Genomic DNA, 21,714 nt, shown 5'->3' with positions numbered 1-21,714 from the left:
TTCATTCCTCGACTATTCGACAGTGATGCCCATGGAGCGTGCGGTGCCGGCGATGATCTTGGCAGCACCCTCAAGGCTGGTGGCGTTGAGGTCTTCCATCTTGGTGCTGGCGATCTCGTTAACCTGCGCCTGGGTCAGCTTGGCAACCTTGACGGTGTGCGGCGTGGCCGAACCCTTGGCAACTCCGGCAGCCTTCTTGATGAGCTCTGCGGCCGGCGGGGTCTTGGTGATGAAGGTGAAGGAACGGTCTTCGTAGACCGTGATTTCAACCGGGATAACGTTTCCGCGCTGGGCTTCCGTTGCAGCGTTGTACGCCTTGCAGAATTCCATGATGTTGACACCGTGCTGGCCAAGCGCAGGACCGATCGGCGGGGCCGGGTTGGCGGCACCTGCCTGGATCTGCAGCTTGATGAGGCCGGTGACCTTCTTCTTGGGAGCCAATGTAGGTCCTTCTCTCAATAACTTCCTAGGGCACAGGAGCGTGCCTCAGGTTTGTGGCCGCCATGGCAAGGCGACCGACCGCTCCGTGGCTGCTAAGCGGGCAACCGCGGGGCGAAATTCCTGGATCAACTAGATCTTGGTGACCTGGTTGAATGCGAGCGTAACCGGGGTTTCGCGTTCGAAGATCGACACCAGGACCACAAGCGTCTGGGAATCCATCTTGATCTCGGAGATCGTGGCGGGAAGGGTCTCGAACGGACCTTCCTTGACGATGACGGACTCTCCGACCTCGAAGTCAATGTCGACGGGCGTCTGGTGCTGCTTGTTGACCGGCTTGCCCTTTTCGGCCTGCTGCTCTTCGAAGACCGGAGCCAGCATGGAAAAGACCTCGTCAAGGCGAAGCGGGACCGGGTTGTGAGCGTTGCCCACGAAGCCTGTGACACCGGGGGTGTGCCGGACGGCGCCCCAGGATGCGTCCGTCAGGTCCATCCGGACGAGGACGTAACCCGGAATGCGTACACGGTTGATGATCTTGCGCTGGGCGTTCTTGATCTCAACGACTTCCTCCATGGGCACCTGGATCTCGAAGATGTAATCTTCCATGTCCAGGGTCTGGATGCGGGTCTCAAGGTTGGCCTTGACGCGGTTTTCGTAGCCGGCGTAGGAGTGGATGACGTACCAGTCACCCTCCTGGCGGCGAAGCTTGGCCTTGAACTCCTCAGCGGGGTCGGCGGGCGCTACAGCTGCAGCGGCGGCCAGGGCGTCGTCGGCAGACTCGTCCTGAGCGTCGTCGGACTCATCGGCGTCGGACTCGTCGGCGTCGATGTCGTCAACGTCGGCAGTTTCGGGCGCAGCAGAATCGACCTCGGATCCTTCCACGGCGTCAGCCGTGCTTTCAGCGGGCCCATCCAGCTCAGTCTCAGTTACCTCGAGCTCCTGCTCAGACACTTGGTCTCCTGCTTCCTCATTGCCTAACATGCCTATTTAAATGGCTCAATTCCGCAAACCCTGCGAAATCCCTTGGTTTTCCGGGGATTCCACGCGGTTTGCGGAGCGATCCGCTTAGTGGTTCGTGGTGCCAGTAGCGCCGAAAACCCATTTGATTCCCGTACCGAAAGCCAGGTCCAGGATGGTGACGACAAGCATCATGATGGCCACGAACACCAGCACCACGACTGTGTAGTTGACCAGTTCCTTACGGGTGGGGGCAACTACCTTCTTGAGTTCGCCAATTACCTGGCGGACAAAAAGCGCAATTCGAGCGAAGAGGCCGGAATCGGACTTCTTGGCAGGGCGGCCCTTCGAGCTGCTCGCAGCTGTTTCGGTCACCTGATCCTCACTCATCTATGCAAACGTCGTTGACCCGACTCTGATCAGAGTCATGGTTGCTGCGCTTGTTCCGAAGAGGACCCCCGGAACAGCTTGCGCAGGGCAGACAGGACTCGAACCTGCAACCTGCGGTTTTGGAGACCGCTGCGCTACCAATTGCGCCACTACCCTATGGAACGAATCCATATTTGGCCACACTCCACCAAAGCCAAGGAAACCCCTGAGAACAGGAGATCCCGGACAAAGTCTGGGGCGCGAACCATTGTGATGTTTTTCAACACCGGTGAACCAGTCTACGCAACAACGTCGCGATAGTCGAACCGGGCCATTTCCGGAGTGTTCAGGCCGCCCCGCTCGTGTGATCAGCGCCCGGTTGACCAACCTGCACTGACACTTTCCCGGCGTTAGCCCGATAGCTCCGCAGAACAGCATAAAGTAGATTCCGTCGAATCCCACCATCCAGCTCATGAGCTGCCCGCGAAGAACGGTGCTTTAATGTCTGCCGGAATACCTGCCGCCCGCATTTCACAGCGAATTTCCGCCATCGCCGAATCCGCCACCCTTGCCGTTGACGCCAAGGCCAAGGCGCTCAAGGCAGCGGGTCGCCCCGTGATTGGCTTCGGCGCCGGGGAGCCCGACTTCCCGACACCGGACTACATCGTCAAAGCCGCCGTCGAGGCCGCCGCCCAGCCGAAGTACCACCGCTACTCCCCTGCCGCCGGCCTGCCGGAGCTGAAGCAGGCCATCGCGGACAAGACGTTCCGCGATTCCGGCTACAAGGTTGACGCTTCCCAGGTGATGGTCACCAATGGCGGCAAGCAAGCTGTCTACAACACCTTCGCCACACTGGTTGATCCGGGCGACGAAGTAATCATGCCCACGCCTTTCTGGACCACCTACCCGGAGGCCATCCGCCTGGCCGGAGGCGTTCCCGTTGAGGTCTTCGCCGGTCCGGAACAGGGTTACCTGGTCACCGTGGAGCAGCTCGAGGCCGCGGTCACCGACAAGACGAAGATCCTGCTTTTCGTTTCGCCGTCCAACCCGACCGGAGCCGTCTACAGCGCCGAACAGGTGGCCGAAATCGGAAAGTGGGCAGCGGCCAAGGGCCTCTGGGTTGTCACCGACGAAATCTATGAACACCTGACGTACGACGGCGTCCCCTTCACCTCGATTGCCACCGCCGCCCCCGAACTCGGCGACAAGGTGGTCATCCTCAACGGTGTCGCCAAGACGTACGCCATGACCGGATGGCGCGTCGGATGGATGATCGGCCCGGCCGACGTCATCAAGGCCGCCACCAACCTCCAGTCGCACGCGACGTCGAACGTTTCGAACATCATGCAGATCGCGGCCCTGGCTGCAGTCTCGGGCCCGCTGACCGCCGTCGACGAGATGAAGATCGCCTTCGACCGCCGCCGCAAGGCGATTGTCGCCGGACTGAACGCGATCGAGGGCGTGGAATGCCCGACGCCGACCGGCGCCTTCTACGCGTACGCCGACGTCCGAGGACTGCTGGGCAAGGAATTCCCGACGTCGAACGGTCCCGTCCGTCCGTCAACGTCCGCTGAGCTTGCCTCACTGATCCTCGACGAGGTTGAGGTCGCGGTTGTTCCGGGCGAGGCCTTCGGCCCCTCCGGTTTCGTGCGCCTCTCCTACGCCCTGGGCGACGACGACCTCGCCGAAGGCGTTCGACGCCTCCAGGAATTCCTCGGCAAGGCCAAGTAGCCCTCCGCCTCCACAAACGCCCGCTCGCCTTGGGATTAGGTGAGCGGGCGTTTGGGTTTAAGCCGCCATAGGTGAGCGGGCGTTTGGGTTTAAGCCGCCATAGGTGAGCGGGCGTCAGAGGAGGCGGCGCTCGGCGGCCCACTTGGTCAGTTCGTGGCGGCTGGAAAGCTGGAGTTTGCGGAGCACCGCGGAGACATGGGTTTCCACGGTCTTGATGGAAATGAACAACTCCTTGGCCACCTCCTTGTAGCTGTAGCCACGGGCGATGAGGCGCATAACTTCGAGTTCCCTCGCGGAGAGACGGTCCAGTTCGTCGTCGGCGATCTCGGCCGGCGAGGTTCCGAACGCGTCCAGGACAAAACCTGCCAGCCTCGGCGAGAAGACTGCGTCACCGTCGGCCACGCGGATCACGGCATCGGAGATCTCGGGACCGGAAATGGTCTTGGTGACATAGCCCCGGGCGCCGGCCCGGATGACGGCCACGACGTCCTCGGCCGCATCTGAGACGCTCAACGCCAGGAAGCTCGTGCTCCCGCGCAACGGAGCGGATGCGCTGATGACCTCCCGCCCGCCGCCGCCAAGGCCGCCGGGCAAATGGACGTCAAGCAACACCACTTCCGGGTGAACCTCGGCGATCACGGCGACGGCTTGTTCCACCGTTCCGGCTTCACCCACGACGTCGATCCTGGAATCGAGGTCGGCCTTCAGCCCGGACCGGAAAATGGCATGGTCGTCCACGATCACCACGCGCACCTTCCGCGGCTCTTGCCCGGCTGCGAGCTGCTCCGGCTTGATATCTTCTGGGCTGCCGCTCATGCTTTGGCTTCTCCGTTTCGGTTCTCTGCTTTGTCAGCATTCTCGGCGGGCAGCTTCAGGCGTACTTCGGTGCCCTCGGAACTACTGTTGATGACTGCCGTACCGCCGTGGCGCTTCATCCGTCCGATGATTGACTCCTTGACTCCGAGCCGGTCTTCCGGGACGGCATCCGGGTCAAAGCCGGGTCCGCGATCCCTGATGAAAACCTCGCTGCCCGTGTCCGAGCTCTCGAGATAGACGGACACGGCTCCGCCGCCATGCCGGGCAGCATTGTGCATGGCCTCCCGGGCCGCCAGGACGAGGGCCTCGTGCCGGTCCGTCATGGCTGCGTCTCCCACGCTGACGACGTCGACGGCGTGTCCGTGCGCGTCCTCCACTTCGGCGGCGGCCGCGGCAATCCGCTCCGCCAGGAGTCCCGCATCCTTGGCGGCGTCCCGGTATAGCCAGGTGCGCAGTTCACGCTCCTGGGCACGGGCGAGGCGGACCACGTCCTGTTCGGAGCCGGCGCGGCGCTGGATCAAGGCCAGTGTCTGCAGCACCGAGTCGTGCAGGTGGGCGGCGATCTCGGCACGCTCCGTCTCGCGGACCCGCGCTCCCCGCTCGGTTTCAAGGTCCTTCCAGAACTTCAGGCCCCACGGCAGCAGCACCAGGGCGACACCGCCCAGCACAGCGATGGAAGCCAACAGCGCGAGCCAGGTCTGCTCCCACGAGCCGGAACCGGACACCATGACCAACACCCCGGCAACCACCAGGGCCAGGCCGGCAGCAAGGCGGACCCAGCCGCCGGCTTGGTCGGCCTTGGTCTTGTCCACCAGTCCGGCGCGGCGCGTCTCGTCCAGCTGCATCCACGCGATCGCCGCTCCGCCGAGTATGGCTGCCGCCGGGATCAGCGTGCCGAGAGGGACCTCGACGCCGAACTGCCGGGCGATGAGGATGGCGGCCACCAGGAGCAGGCCGGCTCCCAGGAGGATCTCTTTCCCGTACTGGATGCGCCGCAGCCTGAACCAGGAGGCGGAGACCGGAGCCGGAGCGGACAGCGGCGGCTGCGCTACGCCGTCGGGCGCTGTTACGTCGGGAAGCATGCTCACGGAAGGAGGCATGCTGACCGAAGGAGCGATGGGCGACGCCGGGCGGCGGCTATTGCGGCGGGCGCTTTCGTCGGCGGTGGGCACCATGACCCACAGCCAGGCGTAGAAGGCCAGTCCCGCGCCGCCGGCGAACGAGGCAAGGACCATTCCGAGGCGGATGTACTTCACAGGCCAGCCAAGGTGGTCCGCCAGGCCGCTGCACACGCCGGCAATCATCCGGTCGCCGCTCCGGACCAGCGGCGGGCGTTGCATGGCGGTTGTCATGAATCCATCCAAACACGTATCAGGGCCTTCGGCGCCCGCAGCCAAGGCATCTCAGGGGGCCACTCAGGGAACGTTCAGGGTATCCCCCAATAGAGGGCGGCGTCGCCGGGCGGCAAGATCGAAGTATGAACGCGAACAGCATGAATCCCGAGGACTCCGGACAAGCAGCGGAGCCCGGACAACCTGCAGAATCCAGCCATCCGGCAGGGACAGGCTCGGCGGAAGAACCGGCCCAGCCGAACGCCGGCAGCACCGGCGGCACGGCACCGAACTACGCAGTGCCCGCTCCCCCGCAGAACTTCTTCAACTGGATCCGAAGCCAAGGCATCAGCCGCGGCCGCGACCGGTGGATGGGCGGCGTGGCCAGCGGCATCGCGCACCGCTTCGGCATCGATCCATTGATCGTCCGTGGCATCTTCATCATCCTCACACTCTTCGCCGGCATCGGCATCCTGCTCTACGGCCTCACCTGGGCGCTCCTGCCCGAACCCGATGGCCGCATCCACGCCCTGGAGGCCGGAGCAGGGCGTTGGTCCGCAGGCATGACCGGCGCCCTCATCACAACCATCATCGGATTGCCAAGCCTTGGCCACGGCGTTTGGGGCTGGGGCTGGAACGGCGTTCCAGGAATCCTGTGGACGCTGTTCTGGGTAGGCGGCATCATCTACCTGGTCTACTTCCTGGTCCAGCGCAGCAAAGCCCGTAACGGAAGGCAGACTCCGGCCGGCCATTACGGCGCGGTTCCCTATAGCGCAGGTCCGTACGGCTCAAGTGCTTACGGGGCCGGTGCTTACGGGACCGGCGGGGCCGGGACCGGCGGGGCCGGGACCGGCGGCCCGGCAACCCCCTCGGGCCCTGTCAATCCCGCGGGTCCCTACCCGCCGGCTGGCGTTCCCAACCGCCCCGAGCGGCCGAGGCGGCAGGGACCAGGCGCGGCTATCGTAGCGGTCTCAGCGGGAGCAGCCCTGCTGGCCGGAGGAACGCTCAAGCTGCTCGACGCCGGCCATGTCATCCAACTGGGCGACGCGGCCAACGCGGTGGTCTGGGCCACCGGCGCAGCAGTCCTTGGCCTCGGCATCCTTGTTGCGGGGCTTCGTGGCCGCACATCGGGGCTGCTCGGCTTCCTGGCCGTTGCGACGCTGGTGATCGGGGGCATATTCAATATCGCCCCCGCCGCAGACCACTTCCGTCTCCAGAATGCTCAATGGAACCCGGTGAGCATCGACGATGCGCGCAAAGGCTTCGACATTACCGGGGCCAACGGGACGGTTGACTTGACCAAGCTGAACCTGAGCGCACCGCTGAGTTCCGACGTCGTGGTCCCGATGGACGTGACCGCAAGCAACATCAAGCTCCTCATCCCCGCGACCGTGCCGGTGGAGGTCCAAGCAGACATGACCTTCGCGAACCTCAAGCAGGACGGCAGCGCCGTCACCCAAAGCAACGGTGGCACCCGGGACAGCTTCAACACGGACAAGCCCGGCGCCAAGCTGGTCGTCAAACTCAACGGCACCTTCAGCAATGTGACCGTCCAGGAAGGAAACTGACATGAGCAGGCACGAACCCACACGGGCATTTGAAACGGCGCCGGCACCGGAACCCACGGCGCAAGCCTCCCGGGCCAGGGTGAGCACGGTGGTCTGGGGGCTGATTGTGCTGGCACTCGCAGCTTTGATCATCATTTCCAAGCTCGGCCTCGTGGCGCTCAACGGCAACTATGTACTGATCGGGCTCATGATCGGGGCCGGCACGGCACTCGTGATCGGCGGCCTTGTGTCGGCCCGCTCCCGAAAGGGCAGCGGATCCGGCCCGGACTCCGGGGCCGGCGCCGATTCCGGCCACCCGTAACAAGCAGCACGTGACAAAGCAGCCACAACAGGGAAGGCTCTAGCCATGAACAAGTTCTTCAGCATCGTACGGGGCACTTCTGCCTGCTACCCGGGCCCGCCGTGATGATTTATGTGGTGGCTTGGCTGCTGCTTCCCAACCAAAGCGGCACCATTGCGCTGGAATCCTTCCTCAGCCAGCGCTCGCAAGGCAGGAATTAGCACTAGCACGGCCCCGGGTTTACGGGCCGGCGGGTTCACCAGCGCTCCGCCAACCCGGCGGGGCGCTGCGCTCGTTAAGCCGGGTTCCATAAGCCGGTCATTCAGGCCGGGCTCGCCCGTCCGATTTCCACGTTGTTTCAAAAGTCTCATCCCCGGCGACGGTCATGTTTGTGTCCCACCCCACATTGCCCCCTACAATCGTTGTGAGCTCAGCGTGGCGCTCTGCACGTATACCTCCTAGCCAGGATTTGAGCCCTCATGAAAATTGGAATCCTTACCAGCGGTGGCGACTGCCCCGGACTGAACGCCGTCATCCGCGGCGCCGTCCTCAAGGGAATTGCCATTCACGGCCAGGAATTCGTCGGTTTCCGGGACGGTTGGCGAGGCGTCGTGGAGGGCGACGTCATCGACATTCCCCGCACCATGGTCCGCGGTATCGCCAAGCAGGGTGGAACCATCCTCGGGACGTCCCGCACCAACCCGTTCGAGAACGGCGGCGGGCCGGATGTCATCAAGGCCCACATGGACCGCCTCGGCATCGACGCCATCATTGCCATCGGCGGCGAAGGCACCCTGGCTGCCGCGAAGCGCCTTACCGACGCCGGGCTAAAGATCGTCGGCGTCCCCAAGACCGTGGACAACGACCTCGACGCCACCGACTACACCTTCGGGTTCGACACCGCCGTCCAGATCGCCACTGAAGCAATCGACCGGCTCCGCACCACCGGAGAATCCCACCACCGCTGCATGATCGCCGAGGTCATGGGACGCCACGTCGGCTGGATTGCCCTGCACGCGGGCATGGCTGCCGGCGCGCATGCCATCCTGATCCCCGAGCAGAAGGTCAGCATCGAGCAGATCACCGAGTGGGTCCAGGAGGCCCACGATCGTGGCCGCGCGCCGCTGATTGTTGTGGCCGAGGGGTTTGTTCCCGAGCACATGGAAGCCCCGCACTCCGAACGCGGACTGGACACCTTCGGCCGGCCCCGCCTGGGTGGCATCGCCGACCAGCTCGCCCCCGAAATCGAGGCCCGCACCGGCATCGAGACCCGCGCCACGATCCTCGGCCACATCCAGCGCGGCGGCGTCCCCTCGGCTTTTGACCGCGTCCTGGCCACCCGTTTGGGCATGGCAGCCATCGATTCCGTCGTGGAAGGCCGCTGGGGAACCATGGTGGCCCTCAAGGGCACGGACATCGAGCACGTGGGTTTCGAAGCTGCCCTCGGCAAACTCAAGACCGTCCCCCAGAACCGCTACGACGAAGCCGCGGTACTGTTCGGCTGAGCGATCGGAACCCTCGTCAAAGGGGCGTGATTTGCTCGTCACAGGCAACCAGCCGTTCGAAGGGGGAACCACGGTGGGGGCCTCCGTTGGCAGGGGAAAGCACCACCCGGCCCGAAAGAAGGGGACGAGCACCGGGATCCCCCGGCGCCCGTCCCCCACTTGCTAGGCGCTGATCGTCTAAACGGAGCGCCAGAGCCGTTTCAGGAGTTGCTTCGCAATCGGGCCAGCACCCTGCGGGACCTTACACATTGATTTCGCGGAGCGGTCCTCGGCTATGGGCAGTCTGGTCCCACGTGGCTGACGCAGCCTGGATGGCGGCGCCTACGATGCCGGCGTCGTTCCTGAGCTTCGCGGGGACGATGCGGGTCTTCAGGTCGAGGTGGGGCAGGTATTCGTCGGCTCTTTGGGAGATGCCTCCGCCCACAATGATGAGCTCGGGCGAGAACATGAACTCAAGTTCAGAAAGGTAACGTTGCAAGCGGACGCTGTATTCTTGCCAGCCCAATCCGTCACGTTCCCGGGCCACGGCGGATGCCCTGGTTTCAGCGTCGTGACCATCGATGGAAATGTGACCGAGCTCGACATTTGGCACGACGTTTCCGTCGAAAATCAGAGCCGACCCGATCCCAGTGCCCAGGGTGATGACCAAAACCGTGCCGCACGTCCCCCTGCCGGCGCCGTAGCGGGCTTCCGCGAGTCCTGCGGCGTCGGCGTCGTTCAGGACGGCGACTGGCCGCCGAATGCGATCGGAGAAATCGGTGCCGATGTTGAAATCGATGAAGGTCCTGTCCATGTTTGCCGCTGATCGGGACGTGCCGTGCTGGACGATGCCCGGAAAGGTTACGCCAACGGTTGAATCATGTCCCGCTTTGCTTCCCGCGGCGAGTTCGTCCACGAGTTGCCGAACAACATCGCCGACGGATTCTGGATCAGCCGGTTGGGGCGTGGCTAGACGGACGCAACCCCCAGGGATCTCGCCAGTCTCGAGGTTGACGATCCCGCCCTTGACGCCGGTGCCACCGATGTCAACGCCGATGAAATGGGCGCCTGTCATGTTTGTAGGCATATTGTTCCGATTCATTTCGAGCCGGCCGCAAGCATTGCTGCTGCGCTGAGAGTGCCTAAGGCCGGCTGGGACATGTGTCGACCTTCCTGGGGTCACGTTCAATGACGGGCTCGAGGACTTCATCGATCTCCTTCAGGAGTGCATCCTCCAACGTCAGCCCGGCTGCCTTCGCGTTTTCCTTGATCTGCTCAGGTTTGGATGCACCGATGATGGCGGTGCATACGTTCGGGTTTTGTAGCACCCACGCCAAAGCGAGGGTGGCTAGCGGAATTCCCGCGCTTGCTGCCAAGGGGTGAAGATTCTGGACCCTGGTGAGAACGCCATCGCACAGCCACTTAGCCATTGCGTCCTTGCCGCCGTTTTCATCGGCGGCTCGGGAACCGGCAGGGGCGCCCTCTGAAGGTGAATATTTGCCCGTGAGGACTCCTTGGGCCAGCGGGGACCAGACGATCTGGCTTATCCCAAGCTCTTCACTGGCCGGGATGATTTCAGGTTCAACAACCCTCCACAGCATGTTGTACTGGGGTTGGTTGGAAACCAGCCCGATGTTGAGTTCCGTTGCCAGGGCCGCCGCTGACCGGATCTCATCCGCGGTCCATTCGGAGACGCCGATGTAGTGGGCTTTGCCGGCACGCACGACGTCGGCGAAAGCCTGCATCGTTTCCTCGAGGGGTGTCTCGTAGTCGAATCGGTGTGCCTGGTAGAGGTCCACGTAGTCTGTTTTGAGCCGGCGGAGGCTTCCATCGATGGCTTCCATGATGTGTTTCCGGGAAAGTCCGCGATCGTTCTTTCCCGGGCCTGTGGGGAAATACACTTTTGTGAAGATCTCCACGCTTTCGCGCCGGATTCCGGCAAGCGCCGAGCCGAGGGCGGCCTCGGCCCGGGTCTCCGCGTATGCGTCGGCGGTGTCAAAAGTACTGATGCCGGCGTCCAGGGCAGCGTGCACGCATTGTCGTGCCAGGTCGTCATCAATCTGTGCCCCGTGCGTTAGCCAGTTGCCGTATGCGATCTCGCTGACATACATGCCGCTTCGACCGAGTTTTCTGTATTCCAAGGACTTCCTTCGAGTTGGGTGTCCGGGGTTGGCTCTTCCGCGTTGAGGAACCGGTTCCCCAAACCCGGAAGAGCCGACCGTCGGGTCTTGTTAAGCCGTGGGGGTGAAAACGTCCTTCATCTCGTCCCAGGCTTCCGCCCTGACGAAGACAGGAACGCGGTTCAGTGGCGCGGATACCTCGACGGTTCGCTGGCCGGCGTATGTTTCCCCTGTCCAGGCATCGAGCCAGTTGCCGCCGGGAAGGTAGGCCGTCCAGCTGCGGGCTCCCTCCTCGGTGACGGGGGAGACAAGGAGGTCTTCACCGAGCATCCATTGCAGGGGGTGCTTCCACACCTCGTCGTCTTTGCTGTGCTCGAAGTACAGCGGGCGCATGAGGGGGGCTCCGGTGTCGATGGCCCTGCGGGCCTGCCGGGCCAGGTAGGGAATAAGGCGTTCGCGCAGTTCGACGAGCTCACGGAAAACGGGGATAACAGTTTCATCCCCGGATCTTTCCTGGATGTTCCACGGAGTGCGGTCCCGGGATGGCTTCCGGTGGTGGTTGAACTCGGAGTGATACTGCATGATGGGCACGAATACTGCTGCGGCGGCTGACCGCAGGTACAGTTCTGAGGTCGGGACGTCGCCGGAGAAGCCGGCGAAGTCCCAGCCCCAGTACAAGACTCCGCATGCTGACGCGGAGAGTCCGGCAAACAGGGACCAGCGGAATGCATCCCAGGTGGAATTCTCATCCCCGGCCCAGAAGGCTCCGTGGGCCTGGGAACCGGTGAAACCCGCGCGGCTGAAGGTGACAGGTGCCTTTCCGGCGGATTCAAGAAGGTCACCGTAGGCCCTGGCGTACGCGACAGGGAAGAGGTTGTTTCCTTCGTCTCCGCGCATTCCGTTCAGATACTGGAGTTCTTCGCCCCAGGCGTGTTCTCCACCGTCGGTTTTGAAACCGTCGATGCCGATTTCTTCGACGAGATAGCGTCGCTTCTCCGTCCACCATCGGGCGGCTTCCGGGTCTGTCAGGTCCGGCATCAGGCTGAGGGGGAACCACCATCCGCGGTTTCGATAAGGGCGCAGGCTGCCGTCAGGGGCCTCCTCCCGGATGAGCCGGTCTTCACGAATCGCGGCTTCAGCGTCGAATCGGGCTTGGCCTTGCGGGTGGGGTCGCATTTTGATGAGCGGAATCTGCCACAGGACCACCCGGATATCCCGGGCGTGAAGGTCGTCGACCATGGCCTTCGGATCCGGCCACGCACCATGCTCCGGGAAGGTGAAGTCGCTGAGACGGTGCGGTGAGCCATCGGAACTCGGCTCGTATTCAGCGTCGCGGAACGCAGTGAACGTGGACTCGTCGCTCCACGCCTCGATGACGACCGATCCGACCGGAATCCCGGTGTCCCGGTGCCGATCCATCTGTCGCATGACTTCTGCTTGGGTATTCCATTCGTTACCGCTGGCCCAAAGCTTGAACACCCAATCGGGCAACTCCTTGGCGCTTCCGGCGACGGACAGGAAGGACTTCAGGACCGCCGTCGGCGTTCCTTCGAAGAACCTCAGGTTCAGAAGAGTGTCCCCGTTCAGTGGTTCGGGGCCGACTTCGGCTTCAATGATGAGCCGGTTTTCGTCGGAGGCCCCGATGTCGTACCACGTGCGTCGGGAAGTTTCGACGTGGAATCCCCAGCCGTCGCCCCCTACCACGTGGGCGAAGGGCATCGGCAGGTAGGTCTTCCGGTTCGCTCCCTGGCTTTTGTATTGCTCGAAGACGACCGCGTCCAGCTTGGTCCCGCGGTGGTCGAGGGCATCAAAGCGTTCTCCAAAGCCGGTGACACGCTCGTTCAAGGCCAAGGGGAGAGCGAAGCGAACACGCAAAGCCCGTGCACCGTCATGTAACGCTTCAACGGAGTCGGCGATCACACGGTCTGGTCCAATGACTCTAAGGACCTCGTTGGCCGGAGTCCAAGTGGCGGCACTGTAGCTGAACCATCGAGTCCTTTCCGTCCCGCCGTTGCGGGTCTGGGCCGTGAATCGGTACCGGTATGTCGTCTGTGCCTTCGCCGGCGAGAGGGTTATCTGCCAGCCCCTGGCTGAACGGGCGAGTTTGGCCTGAGCTGATGCCAGGTGCCCGCCATCGATGACCTGTCCGCGTGATGCCGCCGGTACTTGCGCGAGCGGTTCGGTCGTCTTCGTGACAGTGCCGTCGGGGCCGGTGACTTCGAGCTCGCAGACCACGTCGGTCAGTTCCGGCGAGGTTCGTACGCCCAAGGTGACAGGCTCCCCTGCGACGGGATGGGACGGGCTGCGCTGATCGGTGTCATCCACATATGGATGGCCGGAACCGAATGGCTTGTGACGGATCATTGAGCGTTCTCTTTCGATGCTGTGGCCGGAGTCGTTTCGGCAGTGTCGTACGGGACGCCAAGGGCGATGGCGAGACGGATGAACATGGCGTGGCTCCACAACAGCGGGTTTGCCGAGGAACCCCAGCGCTCGTTCCAAGGTTGAAGAAAATCGGGGTCAAGAAGGTGATGCTCGACTTGTTCGGGAAGTTCGTCGTTCGCGTCGGCGGTCGACGCGGCCCATTCCAGGAGCTCATGTGCTCTGGTTCGGTTTCCGGAAGCGGCGTGGGCGAGGCCGAGGAAGCAACTAAGCAAAGGCCATTGGCCGCCGCCGTAGTAGGTGTCAGCAAGATACCGGTGAACTCCGTTGTCGACGGTGAGCTGCTCCTCGATGACCGCGATGGTCCCTGCGCTCAAGGGACTGTGCGGGGGCAGGAAGTTCATCGGAGCAATCAGCGAGAGGAGACTGGCGTCAACCGTGTCTGTTCCCAGCCATTTCGTCAGATGGTTGTCCCGGACACCGTCAACTTGGACTCGTCGGCGGATCCGGTCCGCGGTGGAAGCGGCCCGTTCTGACAGCGATTCCTCGAGTATCCCGGTTTGGGCGATGCTGGCCAGTCCGGAAGCAATGCAACCCAGAGTGCTCACGTGCACGTGCTGGGCAGCTTCTTCCCACCAGTCGTAGCAGGGCCGTTCCCAGGATGCAGAAAGATAATCGACGGTGAGTGCAATGGCCTCGTCCCACCGGGCCAGTGACCGGTCATGGCGGGCACTGTGCTCAGCCAACGCCCAAAGCCACGTACCGTATCCGTCGAGCTGGAAATCCCACCAGTCATCGCTTCCTTCGGCCCCGTCGAGGGTGAAACGCGTGGGCAGCATTTGGTCACCGGCGACCGGTCGGCCGGACAGGCTTTCAGCTACGATCCGGCGGATCCTTCCCGCACGGGAAGTCAAGGCTGTCGAGCACCAGTCGAAGAACCGTTCGGCGGATTCGATGTGCCCGGCCGCGGACATGGCGTCGGCGATGTACGAGCCGTCGCGGAACCAGCAGTACCCGGCGTAGGCGGAAAACGACGGGCTGGCAGGGTAAGCGCCACCTGGGGTCTGCTGTTCCAGGATGAGCCGGATGCCGGCCTGGACTACCGAACGGACAGCGGGATCTCCGTTGCGCGTAACCGTTGAACCTTGCATTGATTTGTCGATCATTGGCTTCTCTTTCAGATGGTGAGCGGGTCGCGGTGCCGGCAGCTCACGGCGTTACTGCGGCCCGCTCACCGGCCTTGTTCGGGCTGTGCCCGGCCTATTTCAGCAGGGCGTTGATTTGGTCCGCGGCACCCTTCAGGGCATCGCCAGCAGTGGAGCGCTTCGCTTCGACTTCGCCAAGAGCGTTGGTGATGATGTCGACCATTTTTTGCTGGTTGTCTCCGATGACCGGTGGGAGCGCGACGTTGTCAAGGGCGTCGAAAATGGCCTTGCGGTTTGCCGGCTTGTCCTTTGCCAGATAGGGCTTCAGGACTGAGTCATCGGAGGTGGCCGGGAGCTCCCATCCGGCGCCGATGCGGGTCTGTGCCATGACCTCTGAACTGGTCATGTATTCGGCCCATTTCTGGGCTGCAGCCTTGTTCTTCGAGTTGGCAGAAACCCCGATCGCGTTCGAGAACTCCGCACTTGCCTTCTGCGTGTCTCCGGGTTCGACGGCGATGTCCCAGTTTTTGGGTGAATCGGCGAAGCTGCTGGCCACCCAGATGCCGCTGTGAAGCATGCCAAGTTTGCCGTCTTTGAACAGCTTCGTGTCGAAGTCCGGGGTCCCGGCGCCCTGGGCGGGTGTAGGCATGGTGGTTCCGCTCTTGCCTGCCAGCCATTCGGCCGCCTTGATGCCCTGGGGCGAGTTGAAGGCGACCGACTTGCCGTCGTCGTTGAGGAATTTGCCGCCGGTTTGGGCCAGTGCTTTGTAGAACTCGTAGAAGCTCACGTTCTGGAAGTCTCCATAGACGCCCGCGGTGCTGTCTGTGATCTTCTTCGCAGCGGCCGTCTCATCAGCCCAGGTCCAGCTGGACGTGGGGTACGCGACCTTGGCGGCGTCGAAGAGTGCCTTGTTGTAGTAGAGGACGACGTCGGAGAAGGAGCTGGGCAGCGCGTACTGCTTGCCGTCTGACTGGTAGGACTGCAGCAGGGACTGCTTGTACTTGGAACCGTCAACTCCCTCGAGAGGTGCGACCGCCCCATTGGCCACGTACGAACGAAGGTTCGCGTACTCAATGTCGAAAGTATCGGCTTGCGTCCCTGCGGCCAGGTCCGTCTGAAGAGCCGTGGCGTAGTCCTTGTAAGGCAAGGTAGTGACCTGGACCGTGATGTTCGGGTTGGCCTTTTCGAAGGCCTGAACGATGGTGTCCAGGTTCTTTTCGTTGCCTCCGTTCGAGATGAAGTTCGAGTACTTGATGGTTACTTTTTCGGTGCTTGAAACATTTGAGCTTGCCGCCGTCCCACAGCCTGACATGGCCAGAATTGCGGCCAGGGCGAGGCCTAGAGCGGCCAGGGGCTTCTTGTTCATGTGTATCTCCATTGATAGGTGAGGAAACTGGCCGATCCGGTCTATTTGAGTCCGGTGCCGGCAACCCCTTGGATGATGTACTTCTGGGTGAAGATGTAAAGGGCAAGCATTGGAAGGATGCTGACCACAGATCCGGCCATAACGATGTCCCACTGGGTGGTGTACTGGCCTTGCAGGCCTGCCAGCGCCACGGGAAGGGTCTTCATTGCGGGAGTGCGGAGGATGATCAGCGGCCAGAGGAAGCTGTTCCAGCTGTTCAGGAACGCGAACACCGTCAGTGTCGCCAGAGCCGGCCGGACCAAGGGAAGCACAATGAGGCCGAAGATACGGAAGTGGCCAGCCCCATCCAATGTCGCGGCCTGATCCAGGTCCTGCGGCACCGAATTCATGGCCTGCCGCAGGAGGAACACGCCGAAGGCGCTGGCGATCCCCGGCAACAGCACGCCGAGATAGGTATCGATAAGACCCAGGCTCTTCATCTCGACAAACAGCGGGACAACCAGCACCTGCATCGGGATCATCATGGTGGCCAGATACACCGCGAACACTGCGTTGCGCCCCTTGAACGGCATCCGGGAAAAGACGTAGGCGGCCAGTGAGCTGGTGACAAGCTGGAACACCGTGGTGAGGACGGCGAGGATCAGGCTGTTGAGTACGATCTGGGCAAACGGGAGCCGTTGGAGCAACTGAGCGTAGGCGGACAGTGAGGGATTCTCCGGAATCAGTTGCGGCGTCGCTGAGAGGCCTGCGCCGGGGCTGATGGACGTGACGAACGCCCAAAGAAATGGGAAGACCATCATGAGGGCGCCAACGAGGACGAGGATGTTCAAGGTGATCGAGGGACGCTGCTTACGCATAGTGCACCCATTTCTTTTGACCGCGCACCTGAATCAGAGTGATGACCAGGATGAAAAGGAACAATAGCCATGACAGGGCGGATGCCTCGCCGGCCCTGCCGTAGCGGAACGTGAGGTCGTAAATCTGCTGGACCACCACCTGGGAAGAGTTGTTGGGGCCGCCTCCGGTCATGGCATAGACCTGGTCAAAGACCTGGAAACCGTTGATCAGTGACAACACGATGACAAAGAAGGTCGACGGGGAAAGCATGGGAAGAGTAATGCTGAACAGCCGCCTCCACCGGCCGGCGCCATCGACAGTCGCGGCCTCATACAAGTCCTCCGGAATGGCCTGGAGGCCGGCGAGCAGAATCACCATGACAAAGCCGAGGTCCTTCCACGCGGACGCCACGATGATCGAAGGCATGGACCATGCCGGGTCTGTCCACCACCCGGCCCCCGCCACCCCGATGAGTCCAAGCAGCCAGTTGACGATTCCCGTGCTGGGATTCAGCAGCCAGCGCCAGACAAGGGCAACGACGATCCAGCTCGTCACCACCGGGAGGAAGTAGAGTCCGCGCATCATGCTGCGTCCCTTGATTCGGGAATTGAGTGCAAGCGCTATGGCAAGCCCGCCGATATAGACAAGCGGCAGGTATCCGACGATGTAGTAGACCGTGTGCAGGAAGGCACCCTGCGTGCCGGGGTCGCTGATGAGCTTGCTGTAGTTCCCGAGGCCCACCCATTTCATCGGGCCGACCAGATTCCATTGGTTCAGGCTGATCCACAACGCGGAAAACATGGGAATGATCGTGAAGAACAACAGTGGCAACGCGCTCGGGATGAGGAAAGCTGCGATAGTCAGTCCGTATTTGAGACGTGGGCCGATGGCTTTGCGCCGAATCCCGGGTCCCCGGTAGCGCTTCGTTGCTGCCGCGGGTCCGGGGTTGCCGGACCTCGAGTCTTGTAGTGCGGTCACAATCCTCCGACCTCCGCCGGTACGTGGGTGAGCCGGGCGCGAACCTGTCTCCCCTGCTCACCTGAACTTTCTTCGCTGTAGAAGGGCGCAGACGCAACGAGCGCGGCTGCTCCGCGCGCCCAGGCCTCGTCGTCCCAGGACTCGACGATCACGGGGATGCTCCGGCGGTCCGCCGTCAGTACACCCCGGAAAGATCGCTCGAATTCTGCTGCCCAGTGGCGCCATGCGCGGGTTCCTTCCCCGCTGACAATGACAATCTCCGGATCCAGGATCTGCACGAGACCGGCGACGATTCGACCCAGAGGCTGACCGGCTTCCCGGAAAATATCCTGGGCGAGGGGGTCGCCGTCGTTTGCGCGCTCTTGCAGATCTGCCATGGTGGCGGACGACGAAATAATTCCGGATTGCCGCGCCTGCGCGACGAGTGTCCTTTCCCCGATCAGTGCCTCAATGCATCCGTGGTTGCCGCATGTACAAAGAGGTCCATCCGCCACTGCCGGTATGTGACCGATTTCGCCGGCACCGCCCCTGCTGCCGCGCACGACGGCGCCGCCGGTAACAAATCCCGCACCGACGCCTTCGCCGATCGTCACAACCAGAAACTCGGCGTGCTCGCGGCCCGCCCCATAGAGCCGTTCGGCTACAGCGAGGGCGTTGACATTGTTTTCCACCAGGACAGGAACATGCAGTTCCCGGCTCAGTACGGCTCCCAGCGGTACCTGCCGCCACCCGAGGAGGCTTGAATCAACCACACCGCTGCCTTGCGCGTCCACCGATCCGGGAACACCGACACCTATTCCCAGAAGGGGGGTGACCCGGTCTTCGCCAACGAATGAATGGACGAGCGAGACGACGTCGGAAAGCGAAGTGATCGAGGAAGCGTCGTATGCCCTATTGTCTGACCGGACTACATGCCCGCTAAGTTCCGTTTCAACGAAGGCGACGTGGTCCTTCGAGATCTTCATACCGACCACGCGCCCTGCGGCGGTGGCCAGGCCCAGCATCCGGGCAGGACGACCGCCGTTGGAGGGAGACATTGACAGCTCCCTGACGAGGCCGTCCGCGATGAGCTCTTTGATGAGCTGGGTCATGAGAGCCGGGGACACGCTGAGTGCCCTTGCCAAGTCAGCCCGGGAAGCGCCTCCGGAGGTACCAAGAAATGCCAGGATCGCAGACCGCGTAACGTCAGCGTTGCCGCTCGGCCGAACCATTGTTTTCTCCTTTATTTACGACTAAATGAAGATTAGAACTATGAGGCAGCTCACGTCAAGGGGTAGGCATGGGCGGGGTGATCGACGGGCGCCTGTTCCGGGGTAGCCGCGGGGGTGCCGGCGGAATAGTCCGCATGGCCCGCCGCGGCCCGGCAAGATCGACCACGAGGCCGTGAGCGCGCACCAACAATAGAAGCCGGAGAGTGTCAGAGGGCCGCTCCTGAAGTAATCGGAGCGGCCCTCCTGCAGGACCATGCTGCCTGGCCGGAGGCCGAACGCCTCGTCTGGGTCCCGCTTCCAACAGCAAGCGCGGAAGTGCAAGCAGGCGATTCCTCTTCCGATTCCAGGACTGCCTAGACTCGATGTCATGGAACTTGATGCGGGATCGGCGGAAATTGTGCTGCTGGCCTGGGCCCGGCATTTAGGGTTCGACGACGAGGCCTTCAGTTTCGTCTCCGGCTCGCCTGCCGCCCGCGGCGAGGAGCGTCTTGTCCGGGAAGATGACGACGCGGGCTCCATCACCTTCGTGAGGCTCTTTGGCCGTTCCGCTTTGGTAGGCCCGGCATGGGCGGTGGCAGCCGCCGTCGAGCTCTCGGACGATCAACTGAGCGAGCACTCCGCACTGTTGCGGATCAGCCGCGAACACGGCGGCCATGGTCTCGGGACGTCGGCGCTACTGTTCGCCGACGACCTTCCCCTCTTCCAGCCGGGCGGCGAAGTCACCGTCTCCCACGGCCATCCGGAGGCGATCGAGTTGGAGGGCAGATGCCCGCCGGACGATGTCAATGAAGTCCACCTCTCAAGGATGGACCATCATTTCACCGTGATGGATGGCAACGAACCGGACCGCAAACCGGTGGCCTGCGGCGCCTATGCAGAATGGCAGGGGATCCTCGCAGACATGGGGGTCCTGGTGCCGCCGGAATTGCGCAGGCAAGGACTCGGAACCCTCGCTGCTTCGATCGCGGCCCACGAGGCGCTCGCCTCGGGCCTGACGCTGCAGTGGCGGACCGCGCTTGATAACCGGGGTTCCATGGCCCTGGCCAGAAGGCTGGGATTCGTCGACGGCGGTATCCAGACCTCCGTGCTGCTCCGCTGACACCCCCTCTTGCCCGCGAGTTGGCAGGTGATGCCCTCAAAATCGCATTTTGAGGGCATCATCTGCCAGTTCGCGCGGGCTAACCGTCTTGCGAAACAGTCTCAGCCTTGGCTGCGGCCGGAGAACCCCAACCCTGGACGGCCTTGGGCTTGCCGAAGAACAACGCCGCTACGGCGCCCAGCAGAATCGCAAAGGCCGGCAGCAGGACCGACTGGCTCATCGCCGTCGAGAAGCTGTCATGCAGGAATTCAGGCAACTTGCCGGTGAATCCACCTTCACCTGCCGGGGCGGCCCCTGGCGGAGCCGCGGGCAGCTCTGCCGCTAGCCGGGACTGGATGAGCGCGGCAATAGCGGCCGATCCCAGCACCGCACCGATCTGGCGCGTCGTGTTGAAGACACCGGAACCGGCTCCCGCCGAGCGCGGCGGGAGGTTGCGGGTAGTCGCGTTGGAGACCGGGCCCCAAATGAAGCCGTTGGCCACACCCTGAAGGGCGCTGGGCAGCAGGAACATCCAGATGGGAGTGTCCGGCTTCAGGAGCGTCCCGGTCCAGAACAAGGCCCCGGACAGGCAGACGAGGCCGAAAGCGGCGAACCAGCGTGGGTTGATGCGGTCGATCAGCTTGCCAACGAAAGGTGCCAGCGCGCCGGAGATCACGGCCATGGGGATCATGAGCAATGCGGACTGAGTCGGGGACAAACCGCGGACTACCTGGTAGTAGAAGATGGTGGGCAGCGGGAACGCAGTGATGGTGAAGCCCACCGCCATGATGGTGGTGTTGCCCAAGGAGAAGTTGCGGTCCTTGAACAGCCCCAACGGCAGCAAGGGTTCGCCGCCGCGGCGCTCCAGGAGCCACTGCCACAATACGAACACGGCCAGGACAACAAGCCCGGTGATGATCAGTCCCCACACGGTAATGGGTCCGCTGACGGTGCCCCACCTGTAGCTTTGGCCTTCCTGGATGCCGAAGACCAGCAGGAACATGCCTACTGCGGACAGCAGCACACCCACGACGTCGAACTTGTGGCTGTGCGTGGTCAGCTTCGGTACCAGCCTGGTCACGAGGATGAAGGCAACGACGCCGATGGGAACGTTGACGAAGAAGATCCACTGCCAGCCGAGGCCGTCAACCAACACACCACCGAGGATCGGGCCGATGAGGATGGCCATGCCGGCCGTGGCTCCCCAGAGGCCCATGGCCGCGCCGCGGCGGTCCGGCGGGAAGATCCGGGTGATGACGGCCATGGTTTGAGGCGTCATCATGGCCGCGCCGATTCCCTGAACCACCCGGGCAGCGATCAGCGTGCCGATGTCGCCCGAGAGGCCGCACCACAGCGAAGCCAGGGTAAAGACCACGAGGCCGATCAGGTAGAGGTTCTTGGGCCCGAAGCGGTCACCGAGCCTTCCGGTGATCAGCAGCGGTACGGCGTAGGCGAGGAGGTAGGCGCTCGTCACCCAGATGACGGCATTGATATCGGTATGCAGGCCCTCCATGATCCGTGGGTTCGCCACGGAAACAATGGTGGTGTCGATCAGGATCATGAAGAACCCGACCACAAGGGACCACAGTGCCGGCCACGGTTTAGCTACGTTTTCCATGGGAT

19 protein-coding genes and 1 tRNA gene are annotated in these 21,714 nt (G+C 62.9%); 5 read left to right on the top strand and 15 right to left on the bottom strand.

Features of this window, described 5'->3' with window-relative positions; translation table 11 throughout:
* Positions 1-12: 12 nt before the first annotated feature.
* The 4 genes from rplK to AB0323_RS04960 form a co-directional block, all read right to left on the bottom strand.
* Positions 13-441 (bottom strand): 50S ribosomal protein L11, encoded by a 429-nt coding sequence (rplK, locus tag AB0323_RS04975; protein ID WP_043483056.1) that lies wholly within the window; start codon positions 439-441, stop codon positions 13-15.
* Between the two features lie 129 nt (positions 442-570).
* On the bottom strand, positions 571-1,389 hold the full coding sequence (gene nusG / locus AB0323_RS04970; RefSeq protein ID WP_366176377.1) for a transcription termination/antitermination protein NusG: 819 nt from the start codon (positions 1,387-1,389) through the stop codon (positions 571-573).
* A gap of 114 nt (positions 1,390-1,503) precedes the next feature.
* Complete coding sequence (gene secE, locus AB0323_RS04965; protein ID WP_059387348.1) at positions 1,504-1,785, bottom strand: preprotein translocase subunit SecE; 282 nt, start codon at positions 1,783-1,785, stop codon at positions 1,504-1,506.
* An 83-nt stretch (positions 1,786-1,868) separates the two neighbouring features.
* Positions 1,869-1,941, bottom strand: a tRNA-Trp gene (locus AB0323_RS04960).
* A gap of 324 nt (positions 1,942-2,265) precedes the next feature.
* Here AB0323_RS04960 and AB0323_RS04955 point away from each other — a divergent pair.
* Positions 2,266-3,495, top strand: a complete 1,230-nt coding sequence (locus AB0323_RS04955; RefSeq protein WP_366176376.1) for a pyridoxal phosphate-dependent aminotransferase — start codon at positions 2,266-2,268, stop codon at positions 3,493-3,495.
* A gap of 114 nt (positions 3,496-3,609) precedes the next feature.
* On the opposite strand, the gene AB0323_RS04950 is transcribed toward AB0323_RS04955, so the two are convergent.
* A complete protein-coding gene (locus tag AB0323_RS04950; RefSeq protein ID WP_366176375.1) occupies positions 3,610-4,311 on the bottom strand; it encodes a response regulator transcription factor in 702 nt (233 codons plus the stop codon).
* Positions 4,308-5,663, bottom strand: a complete 1,356-nt coding sequence (locus AB0323_RS04945) for a PspC domain-containing protein (protein ID WP_366176374.1) — start codon at positions 5,661-5,663, stop codon at positions 4,308-4,310. Before AB0323_RS04945 ends, AB0323_RS04950 begins: the two co-directional genes overlap by 4 nt.
* Before the next feature lie 125 nt (positions 5,664-5,788).
* Between AB0323_RS04945 and AB0323_RS04940 the strand changes: the two genes are divergently transcribed.
* The 3 genes from AB0323_RS04940 to AB0323_RS04930 all read left to right on the top strand — a co-directional run bounded on the left by AB0323_RS04940 (position 5,789) and on the right by AB0323_RS04930 (position 8,995).
* Positions 5,789-7,210 carry a PspC domain-containing protein gene (locus AB0323_RS04940; RefSeq protein ID WP_366176373.1) on the top strand — a complete coding sequence of 474 codons (1,422 nt, stop codon included), beginning with the start codon at positions 5,789-5,791 and terminating at the stop codon, positions 7,208-7,210.
* Between the two features lies 1 nt (position 7,211).
* Positions 7,212-7,511, top strand: a complete 300-nt coding sequence (locus tag AB0323_RS04935) for a hypothetical protein (protein ID WP_366176372.1) — start codon at positions 7,212-7,214, stop codon at positions 7,509-7,511.
* 458 nt (positions 7,512-7,969) lie between these two features.
* Positions 7,970-8,995 carry an ATP-dependent 6-phosphofructokinase gene (locus AB0323_RS04930; protein WP_366176371.1) on the top strand — a complete coding sequence of 342 codons (1,026 nt, stop codon included), beginning with the start codon at positions 7,970-7,972 and terminating at the stop codon, positions 8,993-8,995.
* Between the two features lie 241 nt (positions 8,996-9,236).
* Here AB0323_RS04930 and ppgK read toward each other — a convergent pair whose 3' ends face one another.
* The 8 genes from ppgK to AB0323_RS04890 all read right to left on the bottom strand — a co-directional run bounded on the left by ppgK (position 9,237) and on the right by AB0323_RS04890 (position 19,013).
* Complete coding sequence (gene ppgK / locus AB0323_RS04925; protein WP_366176370.1) at positions 9,237-10,076, bottom strand: polyphosphate--glucose phosphotransferase; 840 nt, start codon at positions 10,074-10,076, stop codon at positions 9,237-9,239.
* A 40-nt stretch (positions 10,077-10,116) separates the two neighbouring features.
* A complete protein-coding gene (locus tag AB0323_RS04920; RefSeq protein WP_366176369.1) occupies positions 10,117-11,115 on the bottom strand; it encodes an aldo/keto reductase family protein in 999 nt (332 codons plus the stop codon).
* A gap of 90 nt (positions 11,116-11,205) precedes the next feature.
* Positions 11,206-13,458 carry a TIM-barrel domain-containing protein gene (locus tag AB0323_RS04915; protein ID WP_366176368.1) on the bottom strand — a complete coding sequence of 751 codons (2,253 nt, stop codon included), beginning with the start codon at positions 13,456-13,458 and terminating at the stop codon, positions 11,206-11,208.
* Positions 13,455-14,642: a glycoside hydrolase family 15 protein gene (locus tag AB0323_RS04910; RefSeq protein ID WP_366176367.1), complete on the bottom strand. Its 1,188-nt coding sequence runs from the start codon at positions 14,640-14,642 to the stop codon at positions 13,455-13,457. Before AB0323_RS04910 ends, AB0323_RS04915 begins: the two co-directional genes overlap by 4 nt.
* 94 nt (positions 14,643-14,736) lie before the next feature.
* Positions 14,737-15,987 carry a sugar ABC transporter substrate-binding protein gene (locus AB0323_RS04905; protein ID WP_366176366.1) on the bottom strand — a complete coding sequence of 417 codons (1,251 nt, stop codon included), beginning with the start codon at positions 15,985-15,987 and terminating at the stop codon, positions 14,737-14,739.
* Positions 15,988-16,028: 41 nt separating this feature from the next.
* Entirely contained in the window at positions 16,029-16,844 is an 816-nt protein-coding gene (locus tag AB0323_RS04900; protein ID WP_366176365.1) for a carbohydrate ABC transporter permease, read from the bottom strand.
* A complete protein-coding gene (locus AB0323_RS04895; protein ID WP_366176364.1) occupies positions 16,837-17,802 on the bottom strand; it encodes a sugar ABC transporter permease in 966 nt (321 codons plus the stop codon). Before AB0323_RS04895 ends, AB0323_RS04900 begins: the two co-directional genes overlap by 8 nt.
* Positions 17,799-19,013 (bottom strand): ROK family transcriptional regulator, encoded by a 1,215-nt coding sequence (locus tag AB0323_RS04890; protein ID WP_366176363.1) that lies wholly within the window; start codon positions 19,011-19,013, stop codon positions 17,799-17,801. Before AB0323_RS04890 ends, AB0323_RS04895 begins: the two co-directional genes overlap by 4 nt.
* Positions 19,014-19,380: 367 nt before the next feature.
* Between AB0323_RS04890 and AB0323_RS04885 the strand changes: the two genes are divergently transcribed.
* On the top strand, positions 19,381-20,112 hold the full coding sequence (locus tag AB0323_RS04885) for a GNAT family N-acetyltransferase (protein ID WP_364535136.1): 732 nt from the start codon (positions 19,381-19,383) through the stop codon (positions 20,110-20,112).
* A gap of 79 nt (positions 20,113-20,191) precedes the next feature.
* Here the strand turns inward: AB0323_RS04885 and AB0323_RS04880 are convergent, their stop codons facing one another.
* The gene (locus AB0323_RS04880; protein ID WP_366176362.1) at positions 20,192-21,709 is read right to left on the bottom strand and encodes a DHA2 family efflux MFS transporter permease subunit; all 1,518 of its coding nucleotides are present in this window, start codon (positions 21,707-21,709) and stop codon (positions 20,192-20,194) included.
* Positions 21,710-21,714 lie beyond the last annotated feature (5 nt).

Source organism: Arthrobacter sp. NPDC080031 (assembly GCF_040702485.1).
Taxonomy (GTDB): domain Bacteria; phylum Actinomycetota; class Actinomycetes; order Actinomycetales; family Micrococcaceae; genus Arthrobacter.
Note: the sequence above shows the minus strand (reverse complement) of the source record. Positions and strands in the feature narration are given on the sequence as shown.

Coding starts and splice junctions, on each gene's coding strand:
- secE (WP_059387348.1), bottom strand. CDS start 1,785: ATGAGTGAGGATCAGGTGACCGAAACAGCTGCGAGCAGCTCGAAGGGC.
- AB0323_RS04955 (WP_366176376.1), top strand. CDS start 2,266: ATGTCTGCCGGAATACCTGCCGCCCGCATTTCACAGCGAATTTCCGCC.
- AB0323_RS04950 (WP_366176375.1), bottom strand. CDS start 4,311: ATGAGCGGCAGCCCAGAAGATATCAAGCCGGAGCAGCTCGCAGCCGGG.
- AB0323_RS04945 (WP_366176374.1), bottom strand. CDS start 5,663: ATGACAACCGCCATGCAACGCCCGCCGCTGGTCCGGAGCGGCGACCGG.
- AB0323_RS04940 (WP_366176373.1), top strand. CDS start 5,789: ATGAACGCGAACAGCATGAATCCCGAGGACTCCGGACAAGCAGCGGAG.
- AB0323_RS04935 (WP_366176372.1), top strand. CDS start 7,212: ATGAGCAGGCACGAACCCACACGGGCATTTGAAACGGCGCCGGCACCG.
- AB0323_RS04930 (WP_366176371.1), top strand. CDS start 7,970: ATGAAAATTGGAATCCTTACCAGCGGTGGCGACTGCCCCGGACTGAAC.
- ppgK (WP_366176370.1), bottom strand. CDS start 10,076: ATGAATCGGAACAATATGCCTACAAACATGACAGGCGCCCATTTCATC.
- AB0323_RS04915 (WP_366176368.1), bottom strand. CDS start 13,458: ATGATCCGTCACAAGCCATTCGGTTCCGGCCATCCATATGTGGATGAC.
- AB0323_RS04910 (WP_366176367.1), bottom strand. CDS start 14,642: ATGATCGACAAATCAATGCAAGGTTCAACGGTTACGCGCAACGGAGAT.
- AB0323_RS04905 (WP_366176366.1), bottom strand. CDS start 15,987: ATGAACAAGAAGCCCCTGGCCGCTCTAGGCCTCGCCCTGGCCGCAATT.
- AB0323_RS04900 (WP_366176365.1), bottom strand. CDS start 16,844: ATGCGTAAGCAGCGTCCCTCGATCACCTTGAACATCCTCGTCCTCGTT.
- AB0323_RS04890 (WP_366176363.1), bottom strand. CDS start 19,013: ATGGTTCGGCCGAGCGGCAACGCTGACGTTACGCGGTCTGCGATCCTG.
- AB0323_RS04885 (WP_364535136.1), top strand. CDS start 19,381: ATGGAACTTGATGCGGGATCGGCGGAAATTGTGCTGCTGGCCTGGGCC.
- AB0323_RS04880 (WP_366176362.1), bottom strand. CDS start 21,709: ATGGAAAACGTAGCTAAACCGTGGCCGGCACTGTGGTCCCTTGTGGTC.